This is a genomic window from Paenirhodobacter sp. CAU 1674 (assembly GCF_029222945.1).
Classification (GTDB): domain Bacteria; phylum Pseudomonadota; class Alphaproteobacteria; order Rhodobacterales; family Rhodobacteraceae; genus Rhodobacter.
This window is the reverse complement of the sequence record NZ_JARHUH010000001.1, coordinates 439,990-466,389: the sequence shown is the minus strand read 5'-3', so window position 1 is coordinate 466,389 and position 26,400 is coordinate 439,990. Positions and strand designations below refer to the sequence as shown.

Annotated in this window: 23 protein-coding genes and 2 tRNA genes; 8 read left to right on the top strand and 17 right to left on the bottom strand. The window is 63.9% G+C overall.

The features are described from left to right. Positions 1 to 46 precede the first annotated feature (46 nt). Positions 47 to 123: transfer RNA gene (locus P2G62_RS02145), tRNA-Met, on the top strand. Positions 124 to 351: 228 nt separating this feature from the next. Here the strand turns inward: P2G62_RS02145 and P2G62_RS02140 are convergent. The 15 genes from P2G62_RS02140 to P2G62_RS02070 all read right to left on the bottom strand — a co-directional run bounded on the left by P2G62_RS02140 (position 352) and on the right by P2G62_RS02070 (position 20,878). Then, a complete protein-coding gene (locus P2G62_RS02140; protein ID WP_275733200.1) occupies positions 352 to 1,893 on the bottom strand; it encodes a DUF6883 domain-containing protein in 1,542 nt (513 codons plus the stop codon). A 69-nt stretch (positions 1,894 to 1,962) separates the two neighbouring features. Next, positions 1,963 to 2,649 (bottom strand): NYN domain-containing protein, encoded by a 687-nt coding sequence (locus P2G62_RS02135; RefSeq protein ID WP_275733199.1) that lies wholly within the window; start codon positions 2,647 to 2,649, stop codon positions 1,963 to 1,965. 275 nt (positions 2,650 to 2,924) lie between these two features. Then, positions 2,925 to 3,152, bottom strand: a complete 228-nt coding sequence (locus tag P2G62_RS02130; protein ID WP_275733198.1) for a hypothetical protein — start codon at positions 3,150 to 3,152, stop codon at positions 2,925 to 2,927. A 23-nt stretch (positions 3,153 to 3,175) separates the two neighbouring features. Then, positions 3,176 to 3,811, bottom strand: coding sequence for an N-acetylmuramoyl-L-alanine amidase (locus P2G62_RS02125; RefSeq protein WP_275733197.1), 636 nt, complete (start codon positions 3,809 to 3,811; stop codon positions 3,176 to 3,178). Between the two features lie 68 nt (positions 3,812 to 3,879). Then, on the bottom strand, positions 3,880 to 4,026 hold the full coding sequence (locus P2G62_RS02120; protein ID WP_275733196.1) for a hypothetical protein: 147 nt from the start codon (positions 4,024 to 4,026) through the stop codon (positions 3,880 to 3,882). A gap of 17 nt (positions 4,027 to 4,043) precedes the next feature. Beyond that, a complete protein-coding gene (locus tag P2G62_RS02115) occupies positions 4,044 to 5,927 on the bottom strand; it encodes a DUF2793 domain-containing protein (protein ID WP_275733195.1) in 1,884 nt (627 codons plus the stop codon). A 12-nt stretch (positions 5,928 to 5,939) separates the two neighbouring features. Further along, a complete protein-coding gene (locus tag P2G62_RS02110; RefSeq protein ID WP_345799260.1) occupies positions 5,940 to 9,086 on the bottom strand; it encodes a glycoside hydrolase/phage tail family protein in 3,147 nt (1,048 codons plus the stop codon). A gap of 141 nt (positions 9,087 to 9,227) precedes the next feature. Continuing rightward, positions 9,228 to 9,911: a hypothetical protein gene (locus P2G62_RS02105; protein WP_275733194.1), complete on the bottom strand. Its 684-nt coding sequence runs from the start codon at positions 9,909 to 9,911 to the stop codon at positions 9,228 to 9,230. Positions 9,912 to 9,916: 5 nt separating this feature from the next. Then, positions 9,917 to 10,360: an NlpC/P60 family protein gene (locus P2G62_RS02100; RefSeq protein ID WP_275733193.1), complete on the bottom strand. Its 444-nt coding sequence runs from the start codon at positions 10,358 to 10,360 to the stop codon at positions 9,917 to 9,919. Further along, on the bottom strand, positions 10,353 to 11,258 hold the full coding sequence (locus tag P2G62_RS02095) for a DUF2163 domain-containing protein (protein ID WP_275733191.1): 906 nt from the start codon (positions 11,256 to 11,258) through the stop codon (positions 10,353 to 10,355). The genes P2G62_RS02100 and P2G62_RS02095 overlap by 8 nt, the downstream gene beginning before the upstream one ends. Further along, on the bottom strand, positions 11,255 to 11,554 hold the full coding sequence (locus P2G62_RS02090; protein WP_275733190.1) for a hypothetical protein: 300 nt from the start codon (positions 11,552 to 11,554) through the stop codon (positions 11,255 to 11,257). The genes P2G62_RS02095 and P2G62_RS02090 overlap by 4 nt, the downstream gene beginning before the upstream one ends. Next, the gene (locus P2G62_RS02085; RefSeq protein WP_275733189.1) at positions 11,551 to 12,177 is read right to left on the bottom strand and encodes a DUF2460 domain-containing protein; all 627 of its coding nucleotides are present in this window, start codon (positions 12,175 to 12,177) and stop codon (positions 11,551 to 11,553) included. Before P2G62_RS02085 ends, P2G62_RS02090 begins: the two co-directional genes overlap by 4 nt. Continuing rightward, a complete protein-coding gene (locus tag P2G62_RS02080; protein ID WP_275733188.1) occupies positions 12,178 to 14,274 on the bottom strand; it encodes a phage tail tape measure C-terminal domain-containing protein in 2,097 nt (698 codons plus the stop codon). Then, positions 14,274 to 18,767 carry a RecQ family ATP-dependent DNA helicase gene (locus P2G62_RS02075; RefSeq protein ID WP_275733221.1) on the bottom strand — a complete coding sequence of 1,498 codons (4,494 nt, stop codon included), beginning with the start codon at positions 18,765 to 18,767 and terminating at the stop codon, positions 14,274 to 14,276. Before P2G62_RS02075 ends, P2G62_RS02080 begins: the two co-directional genes overlap by 1 nt. 1,208 nt (positions 18,768 to 19,975) lie before the next feature. Next, positions 19,976 to 20,878: a LysR family transcriptional regulator gene (locus P2G62_RS02070; RefSeq protein ID WP_275733187.1), complete on the bottom strand. Its 903-nt coding sequence runs from the start codon at positions 20,876 to 20,878 to the stop codon at positions 19,976 to 19,978. 110 nt (positions 20,879 to 20,988) lie between these two features. On the opposite strand from P2G62_RS02070, the gene P2G62_RS02065 reads away from it, so the two are divergent. From P2G62_RS02065 to P2G62_RS02035, 7 genes are all read left to right on the top strand, one after another. Further along, a complete protein-coding gene (locus tag P2G62_RS02065; protein WP_275733186.1) occupies positions 20,989 to 21,726 on the top strand; it encodes an SDR family oxidoreductase in 738 nt (245 codons plus the stop codon). After that, a complete protein-coding gene (locus tag P2G62_RS02060; RefSeq protein ID WP_275733185.1) occupies positions 21,726 to 22,037 on the top strand; it encodes an SDR family NAD(P)-dependent oxidoreductase in 312 nt (103 codons plus the stop codon). Before P2G62_RS02065 ends, P2G62_RS02060 begins: the two co-directional genes overlap by 1 nt. A 145-nt stretch (positions 22,038 to 22,182) precedes the next feature. Further along, positions 22,183 to 22,485, top strand: a complete 303-nt coding sequence (locus P2G62_RS02055; RefSeq protein ID WP_275733184.1) for a metalloregulator ArsR/SmtB family transcription factor — start codon at positions 22,183 to 22,185, stop codon at positions 22,483 to 22,485. Beyond that, positions 22,482 to 23,534, top strand: a complete 1,053-nt coding sequence (locus P2G62_RS02050; RefSeq protein ID WP_275733183.1) for a permease — start codon at positions 22,482 to 22,484, stop codon at positions 23,532 to 23,534. Before P2G62_RS02055 ends, P2G62_RS02050 begins: the two co-directional genes overlap by 4 nt. A gap of 10 nt (positions 23,535 to 23,544) precedes the next feature. Then, the gene (locus P2G62_RS02045; protein WP_275733182.1) at positions 23,545 to 23,781 is read left to right on the top strand and encodes a thioredoxin family protein; all 237 of its coding nucleotides are present in this window, start codon (positions 23,545 to 23,547) and stop codon (positions 23,779 to 23,781) included. 118 nt (positions 23,782 to 23,899) lie between these two features. After that, positions 23,900 to 24,358: a GNAT family N-acetyltransferase gene (locus P2G62_RS02040; RefSeq protein WP_275733181.1), complete on the top strand. Its 459-nt coding sequence runs from the start codon at positions 23,900 to 23,902 to the stop codon at positions 24,356 to 24,358. Positions 24,359 to 24,402: 44 nt separating this feature from the next. Beyond that, a tRNA-Arg gene (locus P2G62_RS02035) sits at positions 24,403 to 24,479 on the top strand. 106 nt (positions 24,480 to 24,585) lie between these two features. Here P2G62_RS02035 and P2G62_RS02030 read toward each other — a convergent pair. Further along, positions 24,586 to 25,080 (bottom strand): hypothetical protein, encoded by a 495-nt coding sequence (locus P2G62_RS02030; protein WP_275733180.1) that lies wholly within the window; start codon positions 25,078 to 25,080, stop codon positions 24,586 to 24,588. Continuing rightward, a complete protein-coding gene (locus P2G62_RS02025; protein WP_275733179.1) occupies positions 25,080 to 25,682 on the bottom strand; it encodes a response regulator transcription factor in 603 nt (200 codons plus the stop codon). The genes P2G62_RS02030 and P2G62_RS02025 overlap by 1 nt, the downstream gene beginning before the upstream one ends. Positions 25,683 to 26,400: the final 718 nt, after the last annotated feature.

The window sequence follows — 26,400 nt, the reverse complement described above, 5'->3', positions numbered from 1 at the left end:
TCATCGTTCTGGGGTGAAAAAACCCGACGCAAAAGCGCGTCACCGGCGCGGGATGGAGCAGCCCGGTAGCTCGTCAGGCTCATAACCTGAAGGTCGCAGGTTCAAATCCTGCTCCCGCAACCAGTTTTACACAACGATATCAACAGCTTAAGAGCCGCCCCTCCGGGCGGCTTTTTGCGTTCCCAACCACGGGTCAACAATAGGTCAACAAACGGGCCAAAACTACGTGCGAAAACAGTGGGATAGTAGCCCCACAGGATCGGGAACGCGCGAAAACCGCAGAAGAACGCGTTCGACAGGTTTGGGAGCGACGCTCCCCCAGTTCTGCGTTAGATGTGCCTTGCGCCTTCCTTAAGTCGCGAACAGCTGTACGTCCGCTTCGACGCCATTGAGTTGCAGAATCGCTGCTACGGTTTTTGCCCAAGTGCTTGCTCGCTCGAGCGACTGGCTTTGAATTGGGCTTACGGCAACTACACCACCGTATCCGTCTGTGTCGCCAATACCTGCGTGCCTTAGCCATCGCGCGAAGCCCCGCCGGGCATCAAAAACCCTTACCAGCGCCGTTCCGCACTCTCCCTCAGGAATTGCTCCGACCCCGGTCAAGAACATAGGAGTGGGAACGTGAGCATTCGCAGCATCGATTGCGGCAACATTCGCGCGGCCCCAAAGTTTTGACCACTCCTCGTGCGTTCGGGGCCCTGGTGGCAAGATTGGTGGATCGCCCGGCTCAACTGCGTCAACGCCATCCTGCCCTGGAAATGCGGTTGAGAGTGAAGGGATCGCACCCGGGACCATGTTCCATCCAGTTTCGATTGCCACAGTCGTACCCGCTCTGTTGCGGACCCGCATCAAAACATTGAAGCGTGCTGCGACGCCGGTTTCCCACTGGATGATCTTCACCTCCTCTGGCCGAGCGATCAACAGACCAAAGTAGAATTGACCAGCGAGGTAGCGCCAGTCCTCAGGGTCGATTCCTAACACGTCAATCAAGAAGGCGGCCTTCGAACCGCCCTTTGGGTGTGTTCGATCCATCAAGTACTTGGTGAATTTTCCTTCTGGCAGAAGCGCCTGCAGAATGTCGGTAGATTGGCCGACCGCCTTAAACTCAAAGGTCTTGCCAATCTGCTTCCCGAACAAGGCATTGCTGATCCCTTCCAGAACTCGATGTTCGACACTGAGTGTCTGCTTACGTGCAACAGCAGCCGCAGCCTGCTGGCCCCTCGGAGATGTTGCCGCCACAAGCCCAGGAGGTCCGTGTTGAGCCAACCATCCATAAGGCTTCCAAGTCATCCCATTGGGTTTAAAGTTTTCTGATCCGGAAAGTGCCCAGTCCTGATCGCCTTCAAAGCTAAGCTCTTGAGTGATCGTACCGTCTTCGACAGCGGCCGCATAGATCAGCAACTCGAAGAAGCCACGGCGGTGAACCGGATTTCCGGGGTCAATCTCAAACGCTCCGACGTACCCGGCTATCGATCGCAAGTGCCGATCGATAGCATCTCGGACGTCATCGTCGAGAGAGGATAAAGTGATGCATTCAGAAGAATGAAGGCGAAAGATATCAAGGCCAGCATCCCGATCCACGCTGGACCAACCTTGTCCCAAAGAATCTAGCCACTCCCAAATGACATACTTGTAGACATCTTTGTCATGGGAGACTGTGCGGCCCGTACTCTTTTCAGATCCCTGAACACCCGTTGTGCGTTCCGCAAAATCCAATAGACTCGGAATGCCAAGACGGACTTGTGTGCGAGTGCGGCCTGCCGGGTCAGCATTGCCCAAAGCTTGTAGGACCTCTTTTGTAAAATAGCTAAGCGCAGGATCAGGAAGCCCTTCCGCCGTGCCGTCAAAGAGGAATGCGTAGGCTTTGCGCCTCTGACCGGTGTTCGGCTCCACGATGCTTCCCCCATTTGCGTGACGCTGATTGCCTGCTTGCTAGATCAATCGCTGGCTTTCTTCGTGAGGCTATTTGGGCCGATCTTCTGGATGAACCCATCCAGCCGGTGGATCATATTCGAAGGGGCGTCTTACGCTGCCTACACCGGCCTTCATTACGATCTGGCGCATAACTGCACGATCGATATGGTTTTCATTCAGTTGAATGGAGCCATTTGGGGATGCAGCATGGAGGTGCTTTGACCGTTCGCGACCGGGTGGCACCACCACGGTCAGATTCTTGTGCGGAAACTCTGATTTGAACATCCGGATGGTTGCCACCTGGTCGCTATCCGCTGTGAGCAAATAGGCATGGTCATAAACGTTGTGGAACGCATCACGCAAAAGGTTGATTGCAACGTTAATGTCGCCCTCCTTCTCGGAGGGATGTTTCCAGGCATTTCCGCATCCGCGACAGTCCCTGTCCTCGTTTACGAAGTGACCGGTACGCACGAGGACCCCTTCGCACTTCTGAGCTAACACGAGAGCATCATGTCGGATGGCTTTGCTGTTGTCTGATGGGTGTCGAGCAGTGCACCAAGTGACGCCGACGAGTTCCTGCGTGCGCTGCGGCAACACATTTTTGCACAATTTCCAGTAGCTTAGCCACTTGAGGTGAGGCTGCCCAAGCGCGTCGAGTGCATGGTAGAAGTTGAAACCATCTATGTAAAATGCCGCCCTCACCTTTGGTTCAGGGGCTTGATTTCCGTCTGTCAAGCTGCTACCTCTGCCTCATCAACGCTACGCGGTGCGCCGCTAGCCCGCCCCGGCTCCGGCCGGGGTTTTCTTTTTCGAGATCACGAATTTGCAAGGACGCCTATATCTAGGCGTTTCTGGACCCTATCGCAGATCATGTTGTATCGCAACGGTTGCAGGATGCAGCATTCGAGTTCTTTGTTAAGTACCTAACCGCTGCTCTAAGGCGTGATCGCGACCAGCAAAATCTCTCGAATGTACGTGCTTCCTAGTTGGCGGTGGTGGTCGTCAATTCATCAGTTCCTCTCCTTCACCACATACCCTGCAATGAAGTTCACCGCCCCCTGCGCCAGCGCGAGGCCACCGGCCACAAGGGACGCCCCCACTTCTCCGCCGCAGGCCTCGGACAACCCCGGCAGCCACGGCGCGATGATCGCGGCCACAATCGGGCCAAGAAGGCTCGTCCAGCCGACGGCGGCCATTTTCCGGGTCGGACGAAGGCTGGGCTGATTGGTCAAGTTCATGATGTCTTCTCCTTTGGTGGATTTCAGGCCCGGTTGATCCAGCTGCGCACGACGAAGCCCGGGCAGGCCTTGGCGGCGTGGTCGTTGTGACCGGTGATGCGGGTGATGGCGGTCTCGGCGCGGATGGCGTCGATCAGGCCGCGCAGGGCCCGATCCTGGGCGGCGGTGAAGTTCCGCTCGAAGGGATCGGTGGCGGCCGAACCCGCGCCGCCGATCAGGCAGATATGGATCACGCCGCGATTGTGGCCTTCGACCCCGGCGCCGATCTCGGTTTCTGCGCGGCCAGGCAGGATCGCGCCGTCGCGATCGATCAGGTGGTGGTAGCCGATCTTGCGCCAGCCGCGCTCTTCGCGGTGCCAGCGGTCGATCTCCTTGCGCTTGGCGGTGAGAGGCTGGCCACGCATCCAGTCTGGGTGGGTGGCAGCGCAGTGGATGACGATTTCGTCCACGGGATAGCGGGCGCTGCCCTGGAAGATCATGGGCCCGGCTGGCACCGGCACCGCAGGCTTCAGGTTGCGGATTGCGCCGCCTTCGGCTGCAATGGCCTTCAGGGCGGCATCGGTGCGGGGGCCGAAGAGGCCGTCGATCGCGCCAGTGTAGTAGCCAAGGCGTGCCAGCGCCATTTGCAGCGCCTTCAGCGCGTCGATCTGGTCGTTCATGGGTGTGTTCCTTTCGGGCAAAGAAAAACCCCGCCGGAGGGCGGGGCGCGGGGCGGTTCCGGTGGGCTTCAACTGGCGGCGGGCGGGTCCGGCGGCGGTGATTGCGCCTCCCTGGCTGCGGCCAGTTCGGCTGCGAGAAGCGCGCAGCGTTCGGAGAGCATCGCGATCTGCTGGCGCAGTTCGGCGACATAGGCGTTGAAAGCGGCAGGGGACATGAGGGCTCCTTTCAGGGTCAGAAGTCGGTTTCGAGGTAGAGGCCGGTGCATTCGAACGCGACCGCCGCGGCGGTGGCGCCGTTGTTCAGGAAGAGGCGCGGGGCGAGGAAGGTCGTTGCTTGAGGCAGGTCGGCCGTCACCTCCTGTTCGAAGACAGCGCCGGTCAGCTCGTTGACTGCGCGCAGCCAGATCGAACTGCCCGCGGCCGGGCACCAGATGGTGAGGGTCAAAAGCCCGGCCGTCACGACCGGGAACCCGGCGCCGAGATCCACGAGGGTCGGCGCCCCCGTGGCGTCATTGCGGACCAGTTGCCAATTCGTATGCGTACCGCGTTCGAAGCCGAACCCGATCGCTTCCACCAGCGCGGAAAGGACCGTCGTCGTGGCCAGCGCCGCGACCGAAGCCAAAAGGCCGAAGAACCCGATCCCCGTCGGCTGCAAGGTGGTCAGGCTGATCCGCGTGATCAGCGTGAAGCCGCCAAGCCCGGCCGCGTTGCCGCGCCAGCAGCCGGTTAGGGCCGAGCGCTGGTCAGCCACGGAATTCGCCGTTGCCGCGGACGTCGCGCGCCACCGCCGCGAACTGGTCAGAAGGGAGGCCGCAGACAGGGAGGGGTGGCTGATGGTGCCGACACTGGTCAGAGGGATGCCCTGCGCAACGATCGTGGTGCTGGTTGACGGCGCCCATGTGCCGATGCGGTTCAGCCCGGTGTGGGGTTGCAGCGGAAAATCCCGCCCCGTCGGCCGCACCACCTCCAGCCAGGGAGCGCCTGCCCGCTGGCGCCCGTAGAGGGCCAGCTTCCCGGCAGGGGGCACGGCAGGCACCGCCGAGTGGCCCGGCAGGATCAGAGGCTCGGGGAACTCGGCCCGCCCAGTGGCGCGATCGATCACGAAGGCGTCGAAGAAGGCCGAGCCGTCGGGCGAAACCTTCAGCGTCACATCGTCGGAGCCGAGGAGCCCGAACAGCGCCCGTGCCGAGAAGCCGGTCTTCAGGGCAAGGCTGGCGTCATTCCCGGCGGCGGCCTTGTTGATCGTGGCTTCATGCGACCCGCCCGCATTGTTCAGAAGCGTGGCGGCGGCATTGACGCTCAACCGGTTCGCAGCATCGGGCGAGGCGCCACCAAGCCCAAGGCCCAGCGCAGTGATGTTCGCCGCCGCCGCGCCGATCGCGGTGACGCTGGCCGCAAAGGTGACGGTGGGCGTGTTGATAATGGTGCTACCCAGCGCCCCGGCGGTGGTCGAGCCGAGGTTGATCACCGTCGTCGATCCGGCTGCGCCGCCGGTGCCGAGGTTCACGGTCTTGGTGACACCCGTGGTCGTGCCGCCGGTGCCGATGCCATAGGTGGCGGTGGTCGTCGCCGTGCCGATCGTCACCGTCGCGTTCGAAAACGTCGTGGCCCCCGAGAATGTCTGGGCGGCGTTGCCAAGATGGGCCAGCGTGGCCGACAGGTTCGGCAAGGTGAACGTGCGGGTTGTGCCTGCCGATAGGCCCGAGAGATCGAAGGCTGCGAGCTTGGTCGGATCGGCATCGTCGGCCAGGCGAAACAGGTTGTCGGGGAAGGGCAGCGCGGCCTGCCGCACCCAGGCGCCGCCAAGAAACGTCAGGGCGGCATCGGTCGCGCGATCCCAAACAGACCAGCCTTCCGCGGGCGGATAAAAGGCCCAGGCCCCATCCTGCCAGGCGGCGATCGCAAAGGCTTGGCCTGCCCAAGCGCCGGTAGGTGCGGCGCCTACGACATAGCGGGCGCCATCGACCGGCGATCCGGGCGGGGTGTTGAGGCCGGTGCTTTCCACGGCGGGCTGCACAAGAGCATCGAGGGCGCGGAAGGCCTCGTTGACGGTGATGTGCTTCTGCGCCTGGTTCGCCTCGAGGAAGGTGAGGCGGATGTTCGGGGTGTCGGCCATGGGGCCTCCGGATCAAAGGGTGATGTCGAGAATGGCGCCGCGGCCCAGCGCGCCGGTTTGCGCGATGCGAAGCGCGAGGGGGCCGGAAACGGGGGCGCCGAAGTCGGCTGTTTGCATCGCTGTCGTGTAGGTGAAGGCAGGCGTGGCAAGGCCGGAAACCGTGCGCACGACCACCGCCCCGTTCAGAATGTCGAGTTCGTAACCCTCGGCCGCCTCGCCCAACGGCACTTCGGTCAGGGCCCAGTTGTCGCCCGCGAAAGCGCGGGTGCGCCGGGTCCAGCTGAGGGCGATATCACCGCCGGGCAGATTGACCCGCCGGGCGTGACAGGGCCGCCATGGCCGCAGTCCCCGGGCTGATGGCGCGAAACTGACAGCCAAGTTCGCCGGATCGCCTGCGGGCTTGCTCGAGGCCCCGATCCGCCAGTTCCAGGCCGCGCCATAGTCGGCGCTGCCGATCGGCAGGGGTTTGACCCCTCCATCCAGTACGACGACCCGCGCCCCGGCCGGTGCCGGGTTGGCGATGGCATCCTCGGTGCCCAGGAGCCCGCGGAGCAATCGGGTCAGGCGCCAGCGCCCGGGGGATTGCAGGCTGGCGGTCGCGAACCCCACGATCTCCCAGAGATCAGGCGCGGTCTCGATTGCCACCCAGTTCGTGCCGGAAAACACGGCCGCGTCGCTGACGCTGGCGAACTGGCCCGCGATCATGTCGACCCAAAGCTCGTTGCCGCGATCGAAGCGGTTGGTGGGCCCGGCATAGAAGGGGAAGGCCAGGGTGCCGAACCAGCCCGGTCGCGAAATCGTGGTCAGGACAGCGAACCCGTCCGTCGTGGCCGATCGCCAGACCGCGGCCGTGCCATACCATGGGGCAGCATGAGCTGCGGCATAAGGCTGCCAGTCCGGAAAATCCTCCGACAACTGCGGAAGGTTCATCAGCGCCACGAGGGGCGGGCCGTAGACCGCCTTCGCGCCGGAGGTCGCGCCCCGATCCGATCCCGGCGCCAGATCATAGAGCGCGCGATCGGACCGCCGCGCCTCAACCCGTCGCCCAGCGCCGTCGGTGATTGAGGTCAGGGCGAATTCGATCAGGCGGTTGTCGTGGTCGAGCAGGATCACATCGGCCGGGTCCAGCGCCAGGCGCGACGGCGGCAAGGTGAAACTCGCCTTCTCGCGCCCGACCCAGGCCTCAAACAGGGCCCGGCGCACGCCGCGTTCGGCGGCACCGCTGGTCGAGGCAATCGGCAGTTGCTCGGCCGAGATGCGAGCTGTGTCGACGGTGATCCGCCGGGCTTCGACCGTGATCCCGGCGAACTCCTCGTCGCGGGCCATCAGCCGCCATTTGAGGGCGAGGGGCAGTTCGGTCTCTTGCGCCCGGGTCAGTTCCAGATCCTCGGCCTCGCGGCTGGCCGCCACGAGCGTGTCGAGAGTGATTGTGGCCACGGGCCGCTGCCCGCGCATGCGGAAGCGGATTTTGCCCTCTGCCTCGAAGGCGTCGAAGCCGAAAAGCCGGGCGATGGTCTCGATCGACGCGCGGGGGCTTTCGATCGCGTTGACGGCGAAACCCGGCACCGACCCTGCCAAATCAGTCACGTCCAGATCGGCAGGGGCCAGCCCGGCACGAGCGCAGAGTTCGGCGACGAGTTCGGCGAGGCCCGTGGCCCCGGCGCGGCCGGTGAGCCAATGCCCCAGCCGCCAGTTCTCGGCATCGGACCAGACATCACTGCGGGCGGGGAAGGCCGGGAAGGGGCGGGCGTCCCATGTCCAAAGCGCAATCTCGGTCGTCTCGATCATCCGGCCGGAATAAAGGCTCGCCGTCGGGTTGTTTGCCGGGTTCGCCCAGTAGCCGATCAACGCTTCGGCATAGCGGCGCTGGATGAACTCGTCGGGCCAACCGCGCGAGAAATGCGGCAGCAGGGATTCCGAGGATTTGGGATCGACAAAGACATTCGGCTGGTTGGTGCCGCGATCGACGCAAGGCGCACCGGCTTCGGTGAAGCGGATCGGCTTTGATCCGGGCACCCAGGCGGTGGGCCCGCCGCTTTCAACGCCGCCAGGGCGATTGATATGCGGCTGGCTCCACCAATTCCGGAGGTCTTTTGGGCGGAAGACCCAAGGTTTCCCGGCACCATCGGTGATCGCCGTCCGCGTCTGGGAAATCCTGTCGGCCGAGGAGGCATAGAACCAGTCGTAGCCTTCGCCGCCTTCGATGTTGGCCTGCAAGTAGGCGGTCTGGTGCGGACCGGTCCACCCCGCCAGTGCATCGAGGTGATCGTCGCCGTCGCGCCAGTCCGAGAGCGGCAGGTAGTTGTCGATCGCCACGAAATCCACATTCGGCGAGGCCCAGAGCGGATCGAGGTGGAAGAACACATCGCCCGAACCATCGGCCGGTTGATGGCCGAAGTACTCCGACCAGTCGGCGGCATAGCTGACCTTTGTGGCAGGCCCGAGGATGGCGCTGACATCGGCCGCGAGTTGCACGAAGGCGGTGACAGCCGGATAGGTGGACGCCGCCGAGCGGATTTGCGTCAGCCAGCGCATCTCGGTGCCGATCAGGAAAGCGTCCACGCCCCCGGCCGCGGCGCAGAGATGGGCATAGTGCAGGATCATCCGGCGCAGGCCCCAATCGCTGGGGCTGCCGGTGAAGCTGACCGTCGTGCCTGATACAACAAACTGCCCCGGCGCGGCTGACCCGAAGAAGGCCGCAACCTGCGTCCCTGCCGCGGCCGTCTTGTCCACCGTGCCCGCAAACCCTGCTGCCGGGGCGCAGGTGATCCGCCCGCGCCAAGGGTAAACCGGCTGTCCGGGCGCGCTGCCGTTCGGCGAGTACGGGTTCGGCAGCGTATTGGCCGCCGGGATGTCCATCAGGATGAAGGGGTAGAAGGTGACACGCTTGCCGCGCGCCTTCAGTTCTTGGATGGCCTGCACCACCGCCGCATCGGTTGGCGTGCCGCCATAGGCTGGGCCACCATCGACGGTGGAGACGACATGCGCGCCGGTGCGCGTCACGCCGTTCACCTGCCAGACCATCGGGGTGGTGGTCTTGGTCGTCGATTCCACGCCCGGCTTGATCTGGCAGGCGCCTGCCCGCAGATCGGTGCCGAACCATGAAACGACCAGCGACACCGCTTCGCAGTCCGGCAATGCTGCATCAAGTCGGTTCAACGATGCCACCAGATCGGGCAGGCCTTCGACGCTGTTCTCGTTCTCTGGTGCTGCCGTGCCATTCCCGCTGCCGCTGTTCCAAAGCCCGGGGGCGGCCGTAGTGCGGGTGACGGTCTCGGTCGCATAGACGAACTCGCCCGCCTAGGGGATCAGGTTCACGGCGCGGACAAGGCGTTCCATAGCGGCGGGATCGGGCGAGGGCCGGATCACCTCGAAGGACAGCTGGGGCAGGCGGTTGCCGAATGTCTCAAGCGCCAGATCCTCGAACACGACATAGGCGACGCCGCGATAGGCTGGGGCCTGCCCAGCGCCTTCCTTCACCTCGATGAAGGGGTCCGGCATCTGGCTTTCCGTGCCCAAGTGCACGCGGATCACGGCGCCCGGAACGTCGAAGGGTTTGCCGTCGGCCCAGATGCGGCAGACGCCACCGATCGGGCCCTCGCACAGCGCCACGGCGAAAGAGGCATAGTAACGATAGCCTTCGGTCACGACCTTCGGCCCGCCGCCCTTGCCGCCGCCTTGGGTTTGGCGGAACTGCTCCTCGCGGAAATCCGTGGCCCAGATGATGTTTCCGCCGAGCCGCATCGTGCCGAAAATGCGGGGGATCACGGCGCCCTCGGTAGCCGATGTCAGGCGCAGGTCGTCGAGCTTCGCGCCCTCGATGCGCTGGTCAGGCGCGAGCGAGCCGATGATCAGGCTGTCGATGACCGAGCCTGCGAATGACCCAATGGCGCCGCCGATCGTTGCCGCGCTGAAGCCGAGAAACGCGCCACCGAAGGCGCTGCCGATTGCGGAACCGGCAGCGGCGAAGAGCATGGTTGCCATGGGGATTAGCCTGGAAAGAGGAAGGCGGCCACGGCGCGGCGGCGCCAGGGCAGGGTGAAGGGTTCGCGCGTGACGCCGGTGGTCTCGCGGGCATGGATCAGGGCAGGCCCCGACACGAGGATGCCGCAATGCTTAGCCGGGCCGTTTGCCACCATGCGGAAGAGGATCAGGGCGCCGGGTTCGGCGGCGCCCATGGGGATCTCGATCAGGAAAGTACGGGCGGCCTCCCACATGACTTCACGGCCGCTGCTCTCGCCCCAATCGCGGGTATAGGGCGGTGGGCTGATCGGTTCGGCCTCGTGCAGATCGCGCCAGATGCCGCGGGCAAGGCCAAGGCAATCGGTGCCGAGACCGCGGGTGGAGGCCTGATGCAGATAGGGTGTGCCGAGCCAGCTTTCCGCGATTGCCACCACAAGGGCGGGATCGACCGAGGCGCGGAGTTCAACCATCGGCAAGGGGGCGCAGGGGCGCGCCGGAGTTGGCGTCGGTCTCGTTCGGGTAGCGGGTGACCAGATCGTCCCCGGGGATCGAGGGGAAGCCGCGGAAATTGATCGCATTGCCGAACCGATCGCGGCAGGTGGCGTGGCGCTTGTCGCAGCCTGCGGTGATCGCAAAGGCGTCGCCCAGGGCGATCGGGCGCACCGGCGCTTCCATCAGGGTGATCGTGGCTGTGCCGCTGGCGAGGGTATGGCTTGCCACTTCCGCCCTCCGCCCGGCATTGGCGCCGCTAGTCCATTCCACCACCCCGAAATCGAACCAGCCCGAGGCAAAGGCCCCGAGGCCAGTCGCCACCGTAAACCGCCTGTCTCCGATCGTGGCCGTGACGGACCCTGTGCCCCGATAGGCTGGGCTGACAATGTTCACCCCACAGCGGGCATCGCCCAGCGTCGCGTCGCAGAAATACTGGAAAGTTCGGCCGACGGGCTGGTTCAAGAGATGCGCCAGCGCCCGCACTTCGGCCGTGAAAGCGTGTCGCCCCCGCCTGATCTCGCCGATGCTGCCGCGGCGCATCAGCAGGCGCTGGCTGACCGCTTGCCAGTTCACCAGCCAAACCTCGACCGCGGCATTGTCCCAAAGCCCGTCGGCGATATCGGTCTCGGTGATCCGGTCTGACCTGAGGGCGCCTTGCACGTCCTGGGCATCGACTGAGAGATCGCCCAGGCTTCTGATCTCGCTGGCCGCGAAACCGGTCTCGGGTTCGAAACTGGTGCCCGCGAAGGTCAGCACCCGGTCATGATCGGTAAAGCCGAAGACGGCGCCATCGCGCCTTTGCAATCGCCAGCACCAAGCAAGAGTGGTGGTGCCTTCATCCAGATGCGCCTGGAAACCTGCGGGCAGGGTCTTCATGGGGTGCGGTCCTGTTGTTCGAGGCGTCCGACGGCGGCGCCGATGCGGGCGATGTTCTCGTCGAGGCGGATCATCCGCTCTTCGATCACGGCGATCGCGCGCAGGGCCTCGGCCATGTCGCGGATTTGCTCGGGGCGGATCAGAAGGAGGTCATCCATCTGCCGTTCGATCATGGCGACGCGGGTGTTGATGATCCCGGCCCACCAGATCGCGGCGCCGCCTTGGGCCGAAAGGGCGAGGGCAAGTGAAACGTAGGCGACAAAGCCCATGGTGTTGCGGTCTTTGGGTGGGGTCATCGGCGCACCTCGATCAGGGGAATGGAGGGAATGGAGCCGGTGCGTTCGATGTCGAGCGTGACAGGCAGCTCGTCGGTGTCGAAGCGCACGGGCACGTCGAACTCGAACCCAGCGCGGATCACTGCGCCGGTGGTGGGGGGAACAGTGAAAGTGACGATCCCGGTGGTGGTGTTGACCGACCAGCCAGACCCTTGCGTGACCCCGTTCAGCGAAACCGTCACCGTGCCAACGACTGGCTTGATGATTGCCCGCGCCCAGGACTGCGCGCCGGAGGCATAGGTCTTGGTCAGGGCAAAGGTGGCGGTCGATCCGTTGCCGGTGCCGATGATCTGGTCGGTGGGCGCGGGCGCTGCCGAAGGCAGGCAGGATTTGTAGTCCGACCAATCCTTGAACCGAAACGCGTGCAGGCGGCCGTTGCGGGCCTCGAAGAAGGCAACGACCGCGGCCAGATCGTCGGCCCGGCGCACGCCATAGGAGACGTCATAGCGGCGGCGCGAGTTAGCCCAAGTAGCGTTGCGTTCCTCGTCGCCCGAGGCCAGTTCGACAATCCGGGTGCGCCGTTCCGGCCCGCCCTTCGCGCCCCGGCTGATACTGTCCGGAAACCTGATCTCGTGAAACGCCATTCAGCTGCTCCTTCGGCCATAGGCCACGGCCCGGGCGATGTCGGAGGCCACTTGCGAGCGGGAGGCGCGGAAGCTTTCGGCATCGCGGGCATAGATGTTGACGGTGGTGCCCGCCCCGCCTTCCCAGGCGCGGGTCTCGGCACGGTTCAGGACGCGTTCGCCGCGCAGCAGGACGGCAGCATATTCGTCAGACCCGAGACCCATGCCGCCGCCGTTGTGGAAACGGGGGGCGGTGGCGAAGGCCGCGGCGGGGATCATCATGCTGGCGGGCCCGGGCACCCGGCCGCCCGCGTGATAGACCCCGGCGGAAATCGATCCGCCGCCGATGCCCCCGCCGATCCCGCCGAGAACCCCGCCCAGCGCTGAGGCGAGAGGGCCAAAGACAAAGCGGCGGAAGGCGATCTTCGCGAGATCAGCGATGATCGAGGTGGCGAGGCTTGAGAAATCCAGCTTCCCCGTTCGGACGAACTCGGCGACGGCTTCTTCCCCGGCACGGAAAGCCGAGGTGATCGCCTCGCCGACGCTGCCGCCCCAATTGGCGGCCTCGGCTGCGTAGGTGGAGAGCGCTTCGCTGACCGCCGCCCAGCCGGTCGCCGCGACATCGGCTGCGGCAGCCACTTCCTCGGCCGTCTGCAACGGCCCTCCGCCGCCGCCCGCGCCTCCCGCCGCCGGATCGTCGGGTGTGATGGAGATTTGCAGCGCCCGATCGCGGACATCGTTGAAGTATTCCGACAGCGGCGAGCCCGAGACGATGCCGCGGATTTGTTCCGCTAGAGCTGACCTGCGTTCAGCATCTCGGGCGGCATAGGGGTTTGCCACGCTGTCGATCCGAAACGTCGCCGGGTCCAAAGTGGACAGGGCGGGATCAAGACCGACAGCTTCGAGCGCCGCATTCGCCGCTTCGGCCAGGGCGTTGATCCCGGCCAGCGCCTTCTCGATCATCCAGTTGACGGCATCGATCACGGCGTTCGCGGCGCCAACAGCGAGGGCCCCGACGGCATCGGGCACGCCCTGGAAGGCATAGGTGGCGCCTGCGGCTGCAACCTTGAAGCCGTTAATGACGAGGTCGCCCATCCAGATCACGCCGTCGACAATCCGCTCCCAGGCCCAATCCGCCCAGGCGACGGCATTGTCCCACCAGCCCCGGATCGTATCGAAGACGGGCTTGCCGATCTGGTAGACGTTCTCCGCAAAGACCTGCCAGGCCGCCCTCGCCACGTCCGTGAAACTGACCTGCGCGCCAGTGGTCTCGTTGATCTCGTTCCGCATCCCGGCAATCGCGGCCGAGCCCAGCGCCACGGCGGCCGTCACCAGCGGGAAGCGCCCAGCGACTTGCAGGATGCCTTGGCCAAGGGTGCGGGCCATGCCGCCCAGGTCACGGAAGAGGGCGCCGACCCCGCCATTCCCAAAGCCATAAATCTGAGAAATCTGGCTGCCCTGCTGCGCCATGACCATGAAGGGATTCATGCCGCCTGCGAGTGACACCCCGATATCCTGTAGCTGGAAGGACAGGTTCGCCATACGGTGGCTGGCGTTGCGCGTGGCATTGCTCATTCCGCCCAGCGCGGTGGTGCGACCCTTGATCGCCGCGATGCTGGCCAGAGTTGCCTGCCGCTCGCGGGCAATGGCTGCCGTCATCTCTTCGGCAGAAATCGCCCCAACCCGGTGCGCTTGTCGGATCTCGGTCAGGGTTGATCGATACTCCCGCACTACCGCGAAGAGCGGGTTGTGCTTGGCGCGGAGGTCATCAAGCGCCCGACCATAGGCCGCAACATCCGCCGCGTCGCGCGCCATGCCGCCCGAGACGCCGGTGGATCGGTTCACCGTGTTCATGACTGTGCCGGATACCGCCCCCGCCTGGCGCAAAGCCGTCGCAGCCCGTGCCGCCCGATCGGCGAGGTCCTGCATCTGGCGCATGGCCTCGCCAGCCGACACCCCGGCGGCGTTGAGCCCCGCCGCCGCCCGTGGGCCTGCCGCCTCGATCAGGGTCAGCGCCCGGGCACCCTCCTGGCCGATGCCCACCAGTTCGGCCTTCAGCGCCTGCCCACCGGTCGCGACAAGGCGCACCGATACCCGGCGTTCAGATCGGCTGCTCATTATCTCATCTCGTCATGTTGGGTGGCTTTCACTTGGGCGTTGATGCCGCGCACGGCGAGCAGCAACAGCCCCCGTTGCGCGCTGCGGACATTCTGTGCCCATTCCGCCAGCCATTCGATCGCATCGGGCACAGGGATTGGCTTGTTGCCCAGTTCGCGCGCAAGGTCTGCAATGCCCTCGGCGATCAGATCGACCCATCGGTTCGAACGCTGTTCGTTCAGAACATCAAGGATGTTCTGGATCTTGAGGAGTGCCGTCGGGCGCCTGCGCAAACTCGCTACAAGGCGCTGCATCTCGCGCAGGCGCCAGATGCTTGGCAGCTTTTCGTTGGCCATTTCAACGGGTAGCCCGAGCTTTTCGGCATATGCGCGCACCGGACCAAGCCGCCGCCAATCGCGCGAGATGATGGCTGTGCGCGCCCAGCTAAAGCCGGGTTCCAGCCGCGAAAGTCGCACCAACTCGTCGACGGCCGCGACCGCCTGTTCAGTGTCGTCTGCGCCTACGTCTAAAAATTGCACGCGCCCGCGGCCAACCGGATCATACTGCGCCATCACACCACCACCGGGATCGAGGCTGCGCAGTTTGTCCACGGTGATCGCATGACCCGCCTTCATGCGACCGCGGGCGGGTTCGATCACCTGATTGGAGGCATCAATGATATAGCGGGTCGAGCGGTAGTTCTCGGTCAAGAACTTCGGCTTGGCGCGGTAATCTTCCTCGAAGCGGCGGATGAACGAGATCGAGGCACCGGTGAAGGCATAGATATTCTGATCGTCGTCTCCCACGGCAAAAAGGCTCAGCCGCTGGTCTGGGTCGTCGATCGAGCGTCCGGCAACGGCGGCAATCAGCGCGTATTCCTCGGGGCCGATGTCTTGGTATTCATCCACCAAAATCCAGCGATAGCCCTGAATAAGCGCCTCGCGCTGCGCCTCGGCCTCGGATTTGCTCAGACCCTCGCCGTTGATCTGGCGCACCGCCTCGCGCAGGATCGCATCAAAGTCGCGCGGCTCTGTGGGGCCGCCCGCAAAGCTTGCCCCAACGAGCCGCATTGCCAGCGCGTGACAGGTCGAAACGGTGACGTAGGCTGCATCCTCACCGACCAGATGGCGCAGGCGGGCGCGGATCTCGGCGGCGGCATGGCGGTTGTAGCTCAGCACGAGAATGCCACGCGGGTCTTCGCGCTTTACCCGCAAAAGATAGGCGATGCGATGCACCAGCACCCGCGTTTTGCCCGATCCCGGCCCCGCCAGCACCAGCACGTTGGTTTCTTCACGCTCGTCAGCGACAATCTCTTGCTGGATCGGATTGCCCAGATTTTCGACGATCTGCTTCCATGCCGTGCCAGTGGTCTGGCGGCGAATTTCGACGCTGCGTCCGGGCATCCAGCGTTGCAAGAAACGGTCCTGATCGAGCGCGAAGTAATCTTCGGAAAGGCGCACAGCCTCGTTGATCTGCTCCAGCCCCTTCTCCGCATAGGCCGCCATAACATGGGTTTGCAGCGTTTGTTCGCGGTAGTGCTCTTCAAGCGGCAGAAAGTCCTTTTTGGTGAAACCGGCACGGCTTGGGCTCAGATAGATGGTCATCGCCGAGCGGAACACGGTCAGCCCCTTGCCGAGCGTCATCACCTGTTGTTCGTGCAGCCACAAAAGCGCGCGCTCCATGAGCTTGGTCATGTCCTTCACGCCCGCGGCCTTCAGAAACGCGTCGCCGGTCAGGGCCGCCATCATATCACCGACGGTCGTGTTTACCTGAATATCCTTGCCGCGTGTGCCTGCGGGCAGTGTGGCGATCAGGAAATCGAGGAGCTTTTCGGCGGCCATCCAGCGCACTTCAGAAGTCTGCTCCACAACGCGCCACGAGCGTTGTAACACGACCTCAAGCGTCTTGCTGGAGAGCTTGCGCAGACGAATGTTGCCTGTCCCGCCGTCGCTGTCGCGCCCGTCGCGCTCGATGCTGCGCAAGAGCCGTTCCAGGACATGCGGGCTTACATCCTCTTGGCCCTCGCCGCGCAAAATCTGGCTCGCCGTTGCCAGATCAAGCACAGCACTATCGCCCACACCCGCCTCGGGCGCCAGTTCGCGCATCCGCGCAATCAACGCCTTTTCCAGCCGCATGGCGCGCGTCATGCGCTGGCGCGACTGGTTTTCAACCCCGATATGCACCGAGACGGTGACGGCAATGTCATTGCGTGCAATCCCAAGGGTTTCGAGATCGGCCATCGCCTTGCTTAGCGCACGATGCGAAAGACCGCTGATGCCGGTCAGCTCGTCGGTCGAAATGCCTTGATCGGAGGGTGTGTTCATCACATGGCGCACAATGCTTAAAAGCTGGTCGCGCCACGCTTGGGTGATTTCGGCGCCATTCAGGCGGGCTTCTGCCTCGGCCACCGTGCGCACCATGAGAGAGGAGGGAAACACCTGAACCCGGTTTTCCTCACGCGTGACCAGCGTGGCTTCCTCGAGCCAGGACACCGCCGTTTTAACGCGTGTGTCATCGGTGGCACTGTCGCGCACGAATTCGCGGTCTTTTTCTTCGCGCACGATCTCGCCGGGCGTTGCCACCACCTCGCCACTGTTGCGTGTGTGTTCGTCAAGGCGGCGCAGCGCCTTGAGAATGGCGCCGATCTCGTGGCGCTCAAGCCGTGAACGCGCGGTGAGAGAAAACTGCCGTTCGACATCGTCGGAATGATAGAGCAGCACACAATCGGCTGGCGCCCGATCGCGTCCGGCGCGGCCTGCCTCTTGCAGGTAGTTTTCAAGCGAGCCGGGAATATCGGCGTGAACCACCAGCCGGATATCGGGTTTGTCGATTCCCATCCCGAAAGCGTTGGTGGCCGCAATCACCCGCAAATCGCCCGTGCGGAAGCGTTCTTGCACCGCCTGCTTGTCGTCTGCGGTCAGCCCGGCGTGAAAATGCTCCGCCGCCAGCCCCTGCGCCTTGAGGAAACCCGCGACGCGCTCGGTCTCCTTGCGGGTGGCGCAATACACCACGGCCCCCGATTGCTCGCCCTCAGGCAAGTGCTCGGAAATCACCGCCAGAATATCGCCGAGCTTGCTGCCTTTGCCGGTTGGCTGCACTGAAAATCTCAGGTTGGTGCGCGTGGCCCCGCCGTCGAAAAGCCCAAGCTCAACGCCGAGCCGCTCGTGGAAATGTTCGGTGATATCGCGCACCACCTCGGGTTTGGCGGTGGCCGTCAGGCACAGAACCGGGGCAAGCGGCGCATCGCCCGAAAACTCGCGGATGAAGCGGCCGATATAACGGTAGTCGGGCCGAAAATCGTGCCCCCATTTCGACACGCAATGCGCCTCGTCCAGTACCCAAAGCCCCACTTCGCGCTGCTTCAGCACCGAACGGATCGACACGCTTCGCAATTGCTCCGGCGAAATCAGCAAGATCGCGGCCTGCCCGAGCCGCACCCGGTCCAGCGCATCTTGCCGCTCGGGCATTGAAAGCATGCCGTTGATCGTCACCGACGAAGTGATCCCGGCGCGCTCCATCCCCTGCACCTGATCGGCCATCAGCGCGACGAGCGGCGAAATCACCACCGTCAGCGCGCCGGTCTTGTCATAAAGGCTGAGCGCCGGGACCTGATAGCAGACAGATTTGCCGGTGCCGGTGGGCAGAATGCCCAGCACATTTGCATGGCTCATCGCCTCGGCCACAATAACCTCTTGCAGCGGTCGACCGTTCTCATCCACTGGCTGCGGACGGAACCCCTCAAAGCCGAACCACTTTTTCAGCGCGCCAACGGGGTTGTTCTTTTCAGCGCACCATTCGCAGCTTGGGTCGCCACAGTTGGTATCGCGCAGCGCGCGCACGATCAGCGCGGCCTGGGGAAAGCTCGCCCGCACCCAGGGCGGCATGACGGATTCGCCACCCGCAACCGAGATCCAGGCCAACGCATAGGCCAGCGGCCAGCCCATTTGCGGGTCGGATAATTCATCGAGGACGGGCCCGATCTGCGCACCGCATGCCTTGCCCATAAGGAGCGCCCTGATTGCGACAAAGGCAGTGGCGCGATCGGGCAGCGGGGCTTCGCGGATATGGGTGAAGGCTGCGTCAAAGCCATCGGCATGAACCCTGCGGGTTGCAAGGTAATGATAGGCAATCAGGGTCTCGGGCGATTGCGCCCCGATCTCGGCCAGCGCCTTAACCTGGTTCTCTAACACCTCAAACACCAGCCGCGCATCAAGCTCGGGGTCATTCACATGCCCCGCCTGCAACCGCCCGTCATGGTAATGTTTCACGAGGTGATGGTAGGGGTTGCGCGGAAACGCCAGAGGGTTGAGCCAAAGCGTATCGATGGGCGCTGTCATCTTTGCCGCTAACCGCGGGCGCGCCGCCAGCAGATGCTCGATGTCGTGGCGCAGGATGTTGTGGCCGATGACATGCGGCGTCTTGTCGAGCGCCTTTTCAAGCCGGTCGAGCGCCGTCTTGAGCTCGCCCTTCGGCGCCACAACCGCGGGGCCATTACCATGCTGCACTGCAGCCAGATCAAATATCTCGGCAGTCTTGGGATTGACCTCGAGATCGACTGACAGACACCGTTCTAGCAAAGGAACCTTGTCGTCGGGCCGTGATCGTATGAAGTTAAAAAAGCCCATATGCTCCAAGGCGATAGATATTATGATGCGAGTTTAGATCGCTCCTGGAGACACCGCAATAGGACAGGTTTTGACGCGGAGATGGGGAATTGCGCAGGGATTTGGAGGGCAGGGTGTCCCCCCGGTCGACTTCTATGGTGTGTTGTATTCGGTCCTTACCCGCCGGTCGAGAGCACGCAAAGCCGCGGCGAAGTTTGGCGGCGAGTGTCGCTGATGCGGGAGGAGCCGACAATTCACGTGTAAGACGCCGAATATTCTTAACACCCTCCCCACAGAAGCGGGTCATCCCCTATGGCCTTCACGAGATCCACAAGTCGCGTGCGCGCCTTTAATACATCGCTTGGAGTGCCCAGCCCCATATTATCCACCTCAATCCCAAGGAGATAATCGACAACTTCTTCCTGCGTTTGCCCATTTCTAAGCATGCCCGCTGCTCTGAGTAGGTAGGCATCGTATTCGTCTTCGAAAGGCTTACCTCTCCACGCCTCTTCGCTGCTAAGTAGTCCAATTGGGTCCCATTTTGCCCACCCAATGTCGCGAAGGCGGTCGATGTCGATCTTGGTGTGACGTAAGTTCATGGTCTCACAATGCTCGGCGCTAGAATGGGTCGGAATAGTAGGGAGTGATCAAACGTCTGCATAGGGCTCGAAACGGCCATGCGGCGTCGCGTCAAGCCCCCTCTGCAGGCGTGGTGTGATCTGACTTTCCGCGCGAAACCGTGGCGAGTGCGGGTGGCTAAAGGCCAATATATGCAGGGGTTCGCGCTCGGGTTCGGTCAGCATCAGGCCCTTGGCGATGCGCTCGATCACATCGACCGAGGGGGGGGGCGCCCCTGTTCAAGCCAGGTGCACCAGGTCGGGCTGATATTGGCGCGCAGGGTGACCTCTTTGCGGCGAAGCTCGGCCTGCCGCTGGTGTCGCTCGAAGGGGAGGCGCTGGCCCGACATCTGGGCTGATTTACGGGCTTTGCCGGGCTCGACATGCCCGCCAGCAGCGCCCTGACCCGGGGCCAGATCGACTGGTATCCCGCAGGGTCGACGTTGCTCGAGGATCTGCGTGCCTTCGAGGCGTGGGGCTGAGGCCGCATCGGGCGGCGGATCAGTCCCGACAATCTGCGGGCTGCGCAAAGAGCGGGGTGACCCAATCGAGGAACACCCGTACACGCGGCGAGAGCTGCTGGTAGCGTGGATAAAGCAGCGAGACCGGCGTGGGCGGTGGCGTGTGGTCGGGCAGGACCTCGATCAGCGTGCCGCGCGTCAGATCCACCTCGGCGTGGTAGCGCGGGATCTGGATCAGCCCCAGCCCCTGCCGCGCGGCAGCGAGGTAGCTTTCGGCGGCATTCACCGCGAGTTGCACCGGCAGCGTGACGTCGCGCGTCTTGCCCCCCTCGCGGAATTCCAGCGGCAGCACCGTCCCCGTCGCGGTCGAGCGAAACCCCACCATCCGGTGCCCCTCCAGCGCGTCCGGCTGCTGCGGCACCCCGTGGCGGGCAAGGTAGTCAGGCGCGGCCAGCGTCACCTCGGGTAGCATCGCTATCCGCCGCGCGATCAGGTCGCTGTCCTGCGGCTCGCCCACGCGCAGTACGCAATCGACCCCCTCGCGGATCAGATCGACCAGCCGGTCGCCCTCGCTCATGTAGACCTCGAGATCGGGATAGGCGCGCAGGAACCCGGGCAGATGCGGCAGCACGAAATGCCGCGCCAGCGTGCCATGCACATCGACGCGCAACCGGCCCTTGGGCAGGGCCCCGGCAAAGGCACCCTCGGCATCCTCGATATCGGCCAGGATCCGCAGACAGCGCTGATAATAGGCCTCGCCATCGAGCGTCGGCGCCACAGTGCGGGTGGTGCGCTGCAACAGCTTCACCCCCAGCCGCGCCTCCAGTGCCTTGACCGCATCGGTGACGGTCGAACGCGGCAGCCCGAGATCGGCGGCGGCCCGGGTAAAGCTGCGCCGCTCGGCCACCCGGGCGAAGACATGCATGGCGTCAAGGCGGTCCATCGAGGCTTAGTATCCGAAATTGGCGAATTGTGATGCCAATTTTTCGCAGATTATCCAGAATATTCCAGGGTTATATCTGTTTCATCCGAAACCCGAGACAGGAGCACCCCATGTCTGGACCGACCAAAACCGCCCTTGTCACCGGCAGCTCGCGCGGCATCGGTGCCGCCATCGCGACCCGGCTGGCGCAGGACGGCTTCAACCTCGTGATCAACTACACCGGCGCTGCAGAGGCGGCGGCCAAGGTCGTCGCGGCGATCGAGGGCGCGGGCGGGCGCGCCATCGCCGTGCAGGCCGATGTGTCCGACCCCGCGGCAGTCAGGGCGATGTTCGACGCCGCGGAGGCGGCCTTTGGCGGCATCGACGTGCTGGTGAACAACGCCGGCATCATGCAGCTCAGCCCGCTGGCCGCAGCCGATGACGCCCATATCGACCGCCAGATCGCGATCAATCTGAAGGGCACGCTCAATACCCTGCGCGAGGCCGCGCGGCGGATGCGCGATGGCGGGCGGATCGTCAATCTGTCCTCCTCGGTCGCAGCGCTGAAATTCGAGAGCTATGGTGTCTATGCCGCGACAAAGGGCGCGGTCGAGGTGCTGACCGGCATCCTGGCCAAGGAGATGCGCGGCCGGGCGATCACGGTGAATGCGGTTGCGCCGGGACCGACCGGGACCGATCTGTTCCTTGACGGCAAGCCCGAGGCGCTGATCGAGAGACTCGCCAAGGCCAATCCGCTGGAACGGCTCGGCACGCCCGAGGATATCGCCAACACGGTGGCCTTTCTGACCGGCCCCGATGGCGGCTGGGTCAACGGGCAGGTGCTGCGCGCCAATGGCGGCATGATCTGATGAGCAAGAAAATCGCACTTGTCACCGGCGCGTCGAGCGGCTGTGGCGGGCTGACCGCGCTGGCGCTCGCCCGCCGCGAGCTGCGCGTCTATGCTTCGATGTGCGATATCGCCGGGCGCAATGCCGCCAAGGCGCGGGATGTGGTCGAGAACGGCGCTGCCGAGGGGATCGACCTGCGCCCACTGGAGCTGGATGTGCAATCCGAGGCCTCGGTCGGCGCGGCGGAGCGGGCGGGAAGCGGTCTTTCGCTGAATATGCAGTGTGACCTGCCACGGGGTTTTCCCGTCAACGTCGATCAGAGCTTGGCTTGATACCACGGACAGGGAAAGCGCAGGTCGATCGGGGGGCCTGAGATGGCACGTCGCCCCGGGGCGCAGGGAGCGCGGCTGCGGCATCAGGTAGCATCGCTTTTGCCTCCGCTTAATGCGCTTATGCGCATAAGCAAATGAGGTTGTGATGATCGTTCAAACATTGTCCGCATTGGCTGACCCGACCCGCTTGGGGGCGATGCAAATCCTGTGGGATCATGGTGAGCATTGTGCCTGCGAGTTGCTTGACCGTCTGTCGGCCACGCAAAGTCGCCTGTCGCGGCATCTGGGGGTGCTCAAGACTGCCGGGCTGGTGGTGGATCGGCGTGACGCGCAATGGGTGCGCTATCGTATCAACCCTGATCTGCCCGCTGAAACCGAGGCGGTCGTGGCGGCGGTTCTGGCCGCTGCGGCGACGGAAGGCCGGGTGCAAGACAGGAGCGCCGCATGACCACGCTTTCCCCCACAAAATCCCGTCCCGCATGGCAATGGAGCGTCGTCGTTCTGGCGGCCGCCGTGGTCTGGTGGGCGCTTTATACCCGCCTTCCCGCGCTGTCGGCGGCTCTGGTCGGGCTGTTGCCGGTTGCGCCGGACAGCCATCTGGGCGCGGCGCTGGCGTTCTTCTTCTATGACGTGCCCAAGGTGATGATGCTGTTGGCGCTGGTCGTCTTCGCGATGGGCGTGGTGCGCAGCTTCTTCTCGCCCGAGCAGACCCGCGCGTTGCTGGCGGGGCGGCGTGAGGGCGTGGCCAATGGCATGGCGGCGGGGCTGGGGGTGCTGACGCCGTTCTGTTCGTGCTCGGCCGTGCCGCTGTTCATCGGTTTCGTCTCGGCCGGGGTGCCGCTGGGGGTGACGTTCTCCTTCCTGATCGCGGCGCCGATGGTGAACGAGGTGGCGCTGATCCTGCTGATCGGGTTGGTCGGCTGGCAGGTGGCGGCGGTCTATCTTGCCTTCGGGCTGGGCATCGCCATCGTCGCAGGCTGGGTGATCGGGCGGCTGCATCTGGAGGGATGGTTGCAGGACTGGGTGCGCGACATCCATTCCGGCGCGGCAACGCCGGGCGCGGTCGAGGGCACGGCGTTCAGCTGGCCGGAACGCTATCGCCGCGGCTTCGATGCCCTGCGCGAGATCTTTGCGAAGGTCTGGCTGTGGATCTTGCTTGGCATCGGCATGGGGGCGGCCATCCACGGCTATGTGCCGCAATCGCTGCTCGAACGGATCATGGGCGCGGATGCCTGGTGGTCGGTGCCCGCGGCGGTGGTGCTGGGCGTGCCGATGTACACCAACGCCGCCGGTGTCATCCCGATCGTCGAGGCGCTGCTGGGCAAGGGCGCCGCGCTTGGCACGGTGCTGGCCTTTATGATGTCGGTGATCGCGCTGAGCCTGCCCGAGATGATCATTCTGCGTCAGGTGCTGACGCTGCGCCTGCTGGCGGTGTTCATCGGCGTCGTCACCGCAGGTATTCTGGGTGTCGGCTTCCTGTTCAACGCTCTGTTCTGAGGAGAGCATGATGAAAGACGTCAAAATCTATGGTCCCGGTTGCAAGCGTTGCGAAACGACCGCGGAGATGATGCGCGCGGCCGCCGCCGAACTGGGCATCGAGGTGCAGGTCGAGAAAGTCACCGACATGGCCGCGATCGCCCGTGCGGGTGTGATGTCCACACCGGGGATCAGCGTCGACGGCAAGCTGGTGCATGCGGGCGGTCTGCCTGACCCGGAAAAACTGGCGGGTTGGTTGCAGGGGTGAAAAGACGGGCAGGGGGGCGCGGGTCTATTCGCGCTGCCCCCTTTCCTTTCATCGCCAAGTGGCGACAATAGGGTGGTGCATTTGATGTACCACCCTCATCAGTCGTTCGGAGAAGCCGATGATCACCATCACCCGCGAACATCCCGTGCAGGAAGATCTGGCGCTTTTGCATCGCCGCCATACCGATGCGATGCATGCCGATACGCCGCCCGAATCGATCCACATGCTGCCCGCCTCGGCGCTTGCCGCCCCCGGGATCGCCTTTTTCGTGATGCGTGAAGAGGGGCGGGCTGTGGGCATGGGCGCACTCAAGCGGATCGACCCGACCCATGCCGAGATCAAATCCATGCATATCCTGCTGGAGCTGCGCGGGCGGGGCCTTGCGCGGATGATGCTGGATCATCTGATTACCGAAGCGCGCGAGGCCGGTTTCGCCCGGATCAGCCTGGAAACCGGTGCGCAACCGTCGTTTCTGGCGGCGCGCGGCCTTTACCTGGCGGCGGGTTTTGTCGAATGCGAACCCTTCGCCGGCTATCGCCCCGATCCGAATTCGACCTTTATGACGCTTGTGATCTGACGGGCTTGCACGCGCCCGCGCCATGGCGCAAAACGGAGGCGTGCGGTCCCGTAGCTCAACTGGATAGAGCAGCCGACTTCTAATCGGCAGGTTGAGGGTTCGATTCCTTCCGGGATCGCCAAAGCTTTGAACGCAAATGGCCCGGTTTTCAGCGGGCACAACAGCGCCGGATCACAGCGTTAATCCCTGGGTTCAAACACCCACAGAAACAACGCCCTGCAGGCAGATCAGCACGGATAGCCGAAGGCACGGATCATCTCCCAGAGATCGCGGTTCAGGGTGGTCAGATCGGATATGGTCTCGCGCAGGCCGGAAATCGCCTCGGCGTCGAGGCGTCGTTTTTCCCCCATGCGGATGGCATCACGGCGGTCGGCGATCCGCATCTGGATCGTGCTGATACCGCCGCCATCCGGGTCGAAGGCATAGATCGCGTGGTTGTAACGGTTCCGCTCGGCCGCATGCCGCACCATCTTTTTGGTCACCTGCAGAAGTCGGTTCAGATCCGCCTCGGGCAGGCCCTTGTGCTTGGCAAGACGTTCGACCAGATCCACCCGCGCACGGGTGGTGTTGAGCGTCAGAAACAGGATCAGCGCGGTATCCTTGTCGCAGCCGATCAGCCCGGCAATGACATGCACCAGCAGACTTTCGGTATTCGTCCAGACATAGGTCAGTCGGCCAATCTCTTGCAGCGCCCCGTCGAAGCTGGAGGCGGCGGGGCGCATCAGCTGCGGCCCTGCGCGGCCATGTATCGACTCGCGGCCTCGGTGCGGTTGGCAACACCCAGCTTGGCGATGATATTGTGGATGTGCAGCTTGACGGTATGTTCGGACAGACCTAGCGCATTGGCGATGACCTTGTTGCGCTGGCCCTGCGCAGCCAGATGCAAGACCTCGCTTTCGCGCGCGGTCAGACCCTCGCAGGGTCGCCGTTCGGCGGCCATCTGATACGCGGCCTCCTGCGCATCCGAACGGCCCACCAGTGTTGCGGGCACAAGGATTTCCCCCGACAGGAACACCTTCATCAGCGCGACCAGTGCCTCGATGGGCATGCTGATCGGCAAGAACCGCATCTGCTCGCTTGAGATGCGGTCCTGCTGGCGGTGCAGCAGCCTGCGCGCCAGTTCGCAATCGCGATAGGCCAGCACCGGCGCCGCCCTGCCGCACAGGCTCCGCATCCTCTCGGGGGTTTCGAACAAAGACGCACCATAGGTTTCTTCAAAGACCACCAGGCGTGCCCCCCCAGGCGCCCCGGTTGCATCGAATTCACTGCGCTCGATCCGCCGGGTGCCAATGTCGCTGATCTCGCTCCCCACGAGACGCAGCATGACGTCCGGAAAAACAAACGTGCTGCCGATATAAACAATCTGATCGCGCGTGCCTTCGGCGGGCCGCACGACGGAACTGGTGCCAGTCACTGATCTTCCCCCCAATCACAATACTTAATAATTGCCAGCCCTTTTTTTGGGCTGTTTTCTATTCCCTGTGGGAATAATAGCTCAAAACGGCTGTTCCTGAAACTAATCGAAAGATTATCGCCGCCCGCTTGAATGATTCGTTCTTGACCGGCGGGTCGCCTTGGGGCTGCGAAATGGCAGGGCCGACCCAATACAACCCAGGCGTGAAACATGATTGCCCGCATGACTTTACCTTGGGGCATCTTGGGGTATTGCTGATTGCGGGCCCTGTCGTGCAGCCCCGCCGACAGGATTAGACCCCGCGCCCGTGGCTGTTCTGCAATCTTTGATAGATCGTTAATAAAATCAGTGTCTTGGCTGAAATTCGCAAAAAACTAACCATTTGGTCATCTAGCACGGTCCAGAGCTTGCTGGCAGCCTGAGTTTGCTGGCCCTCAGGGGTCAGGATCGGTTTTGGGGGAGTGGGGCCAGGGCCCCGACGAATCAGGAACAGCGATGTCTGCGCAGCATGGCCCTTGGGGTCCGACTGCGCGGAACGACGGGCACTGACGCCATCGGCGGCAGTGATCGGTGCGCTGTTGTCTGGCCGATCCCACGAGGGAGCCGATCAACGCAACCAGCCCTGTCT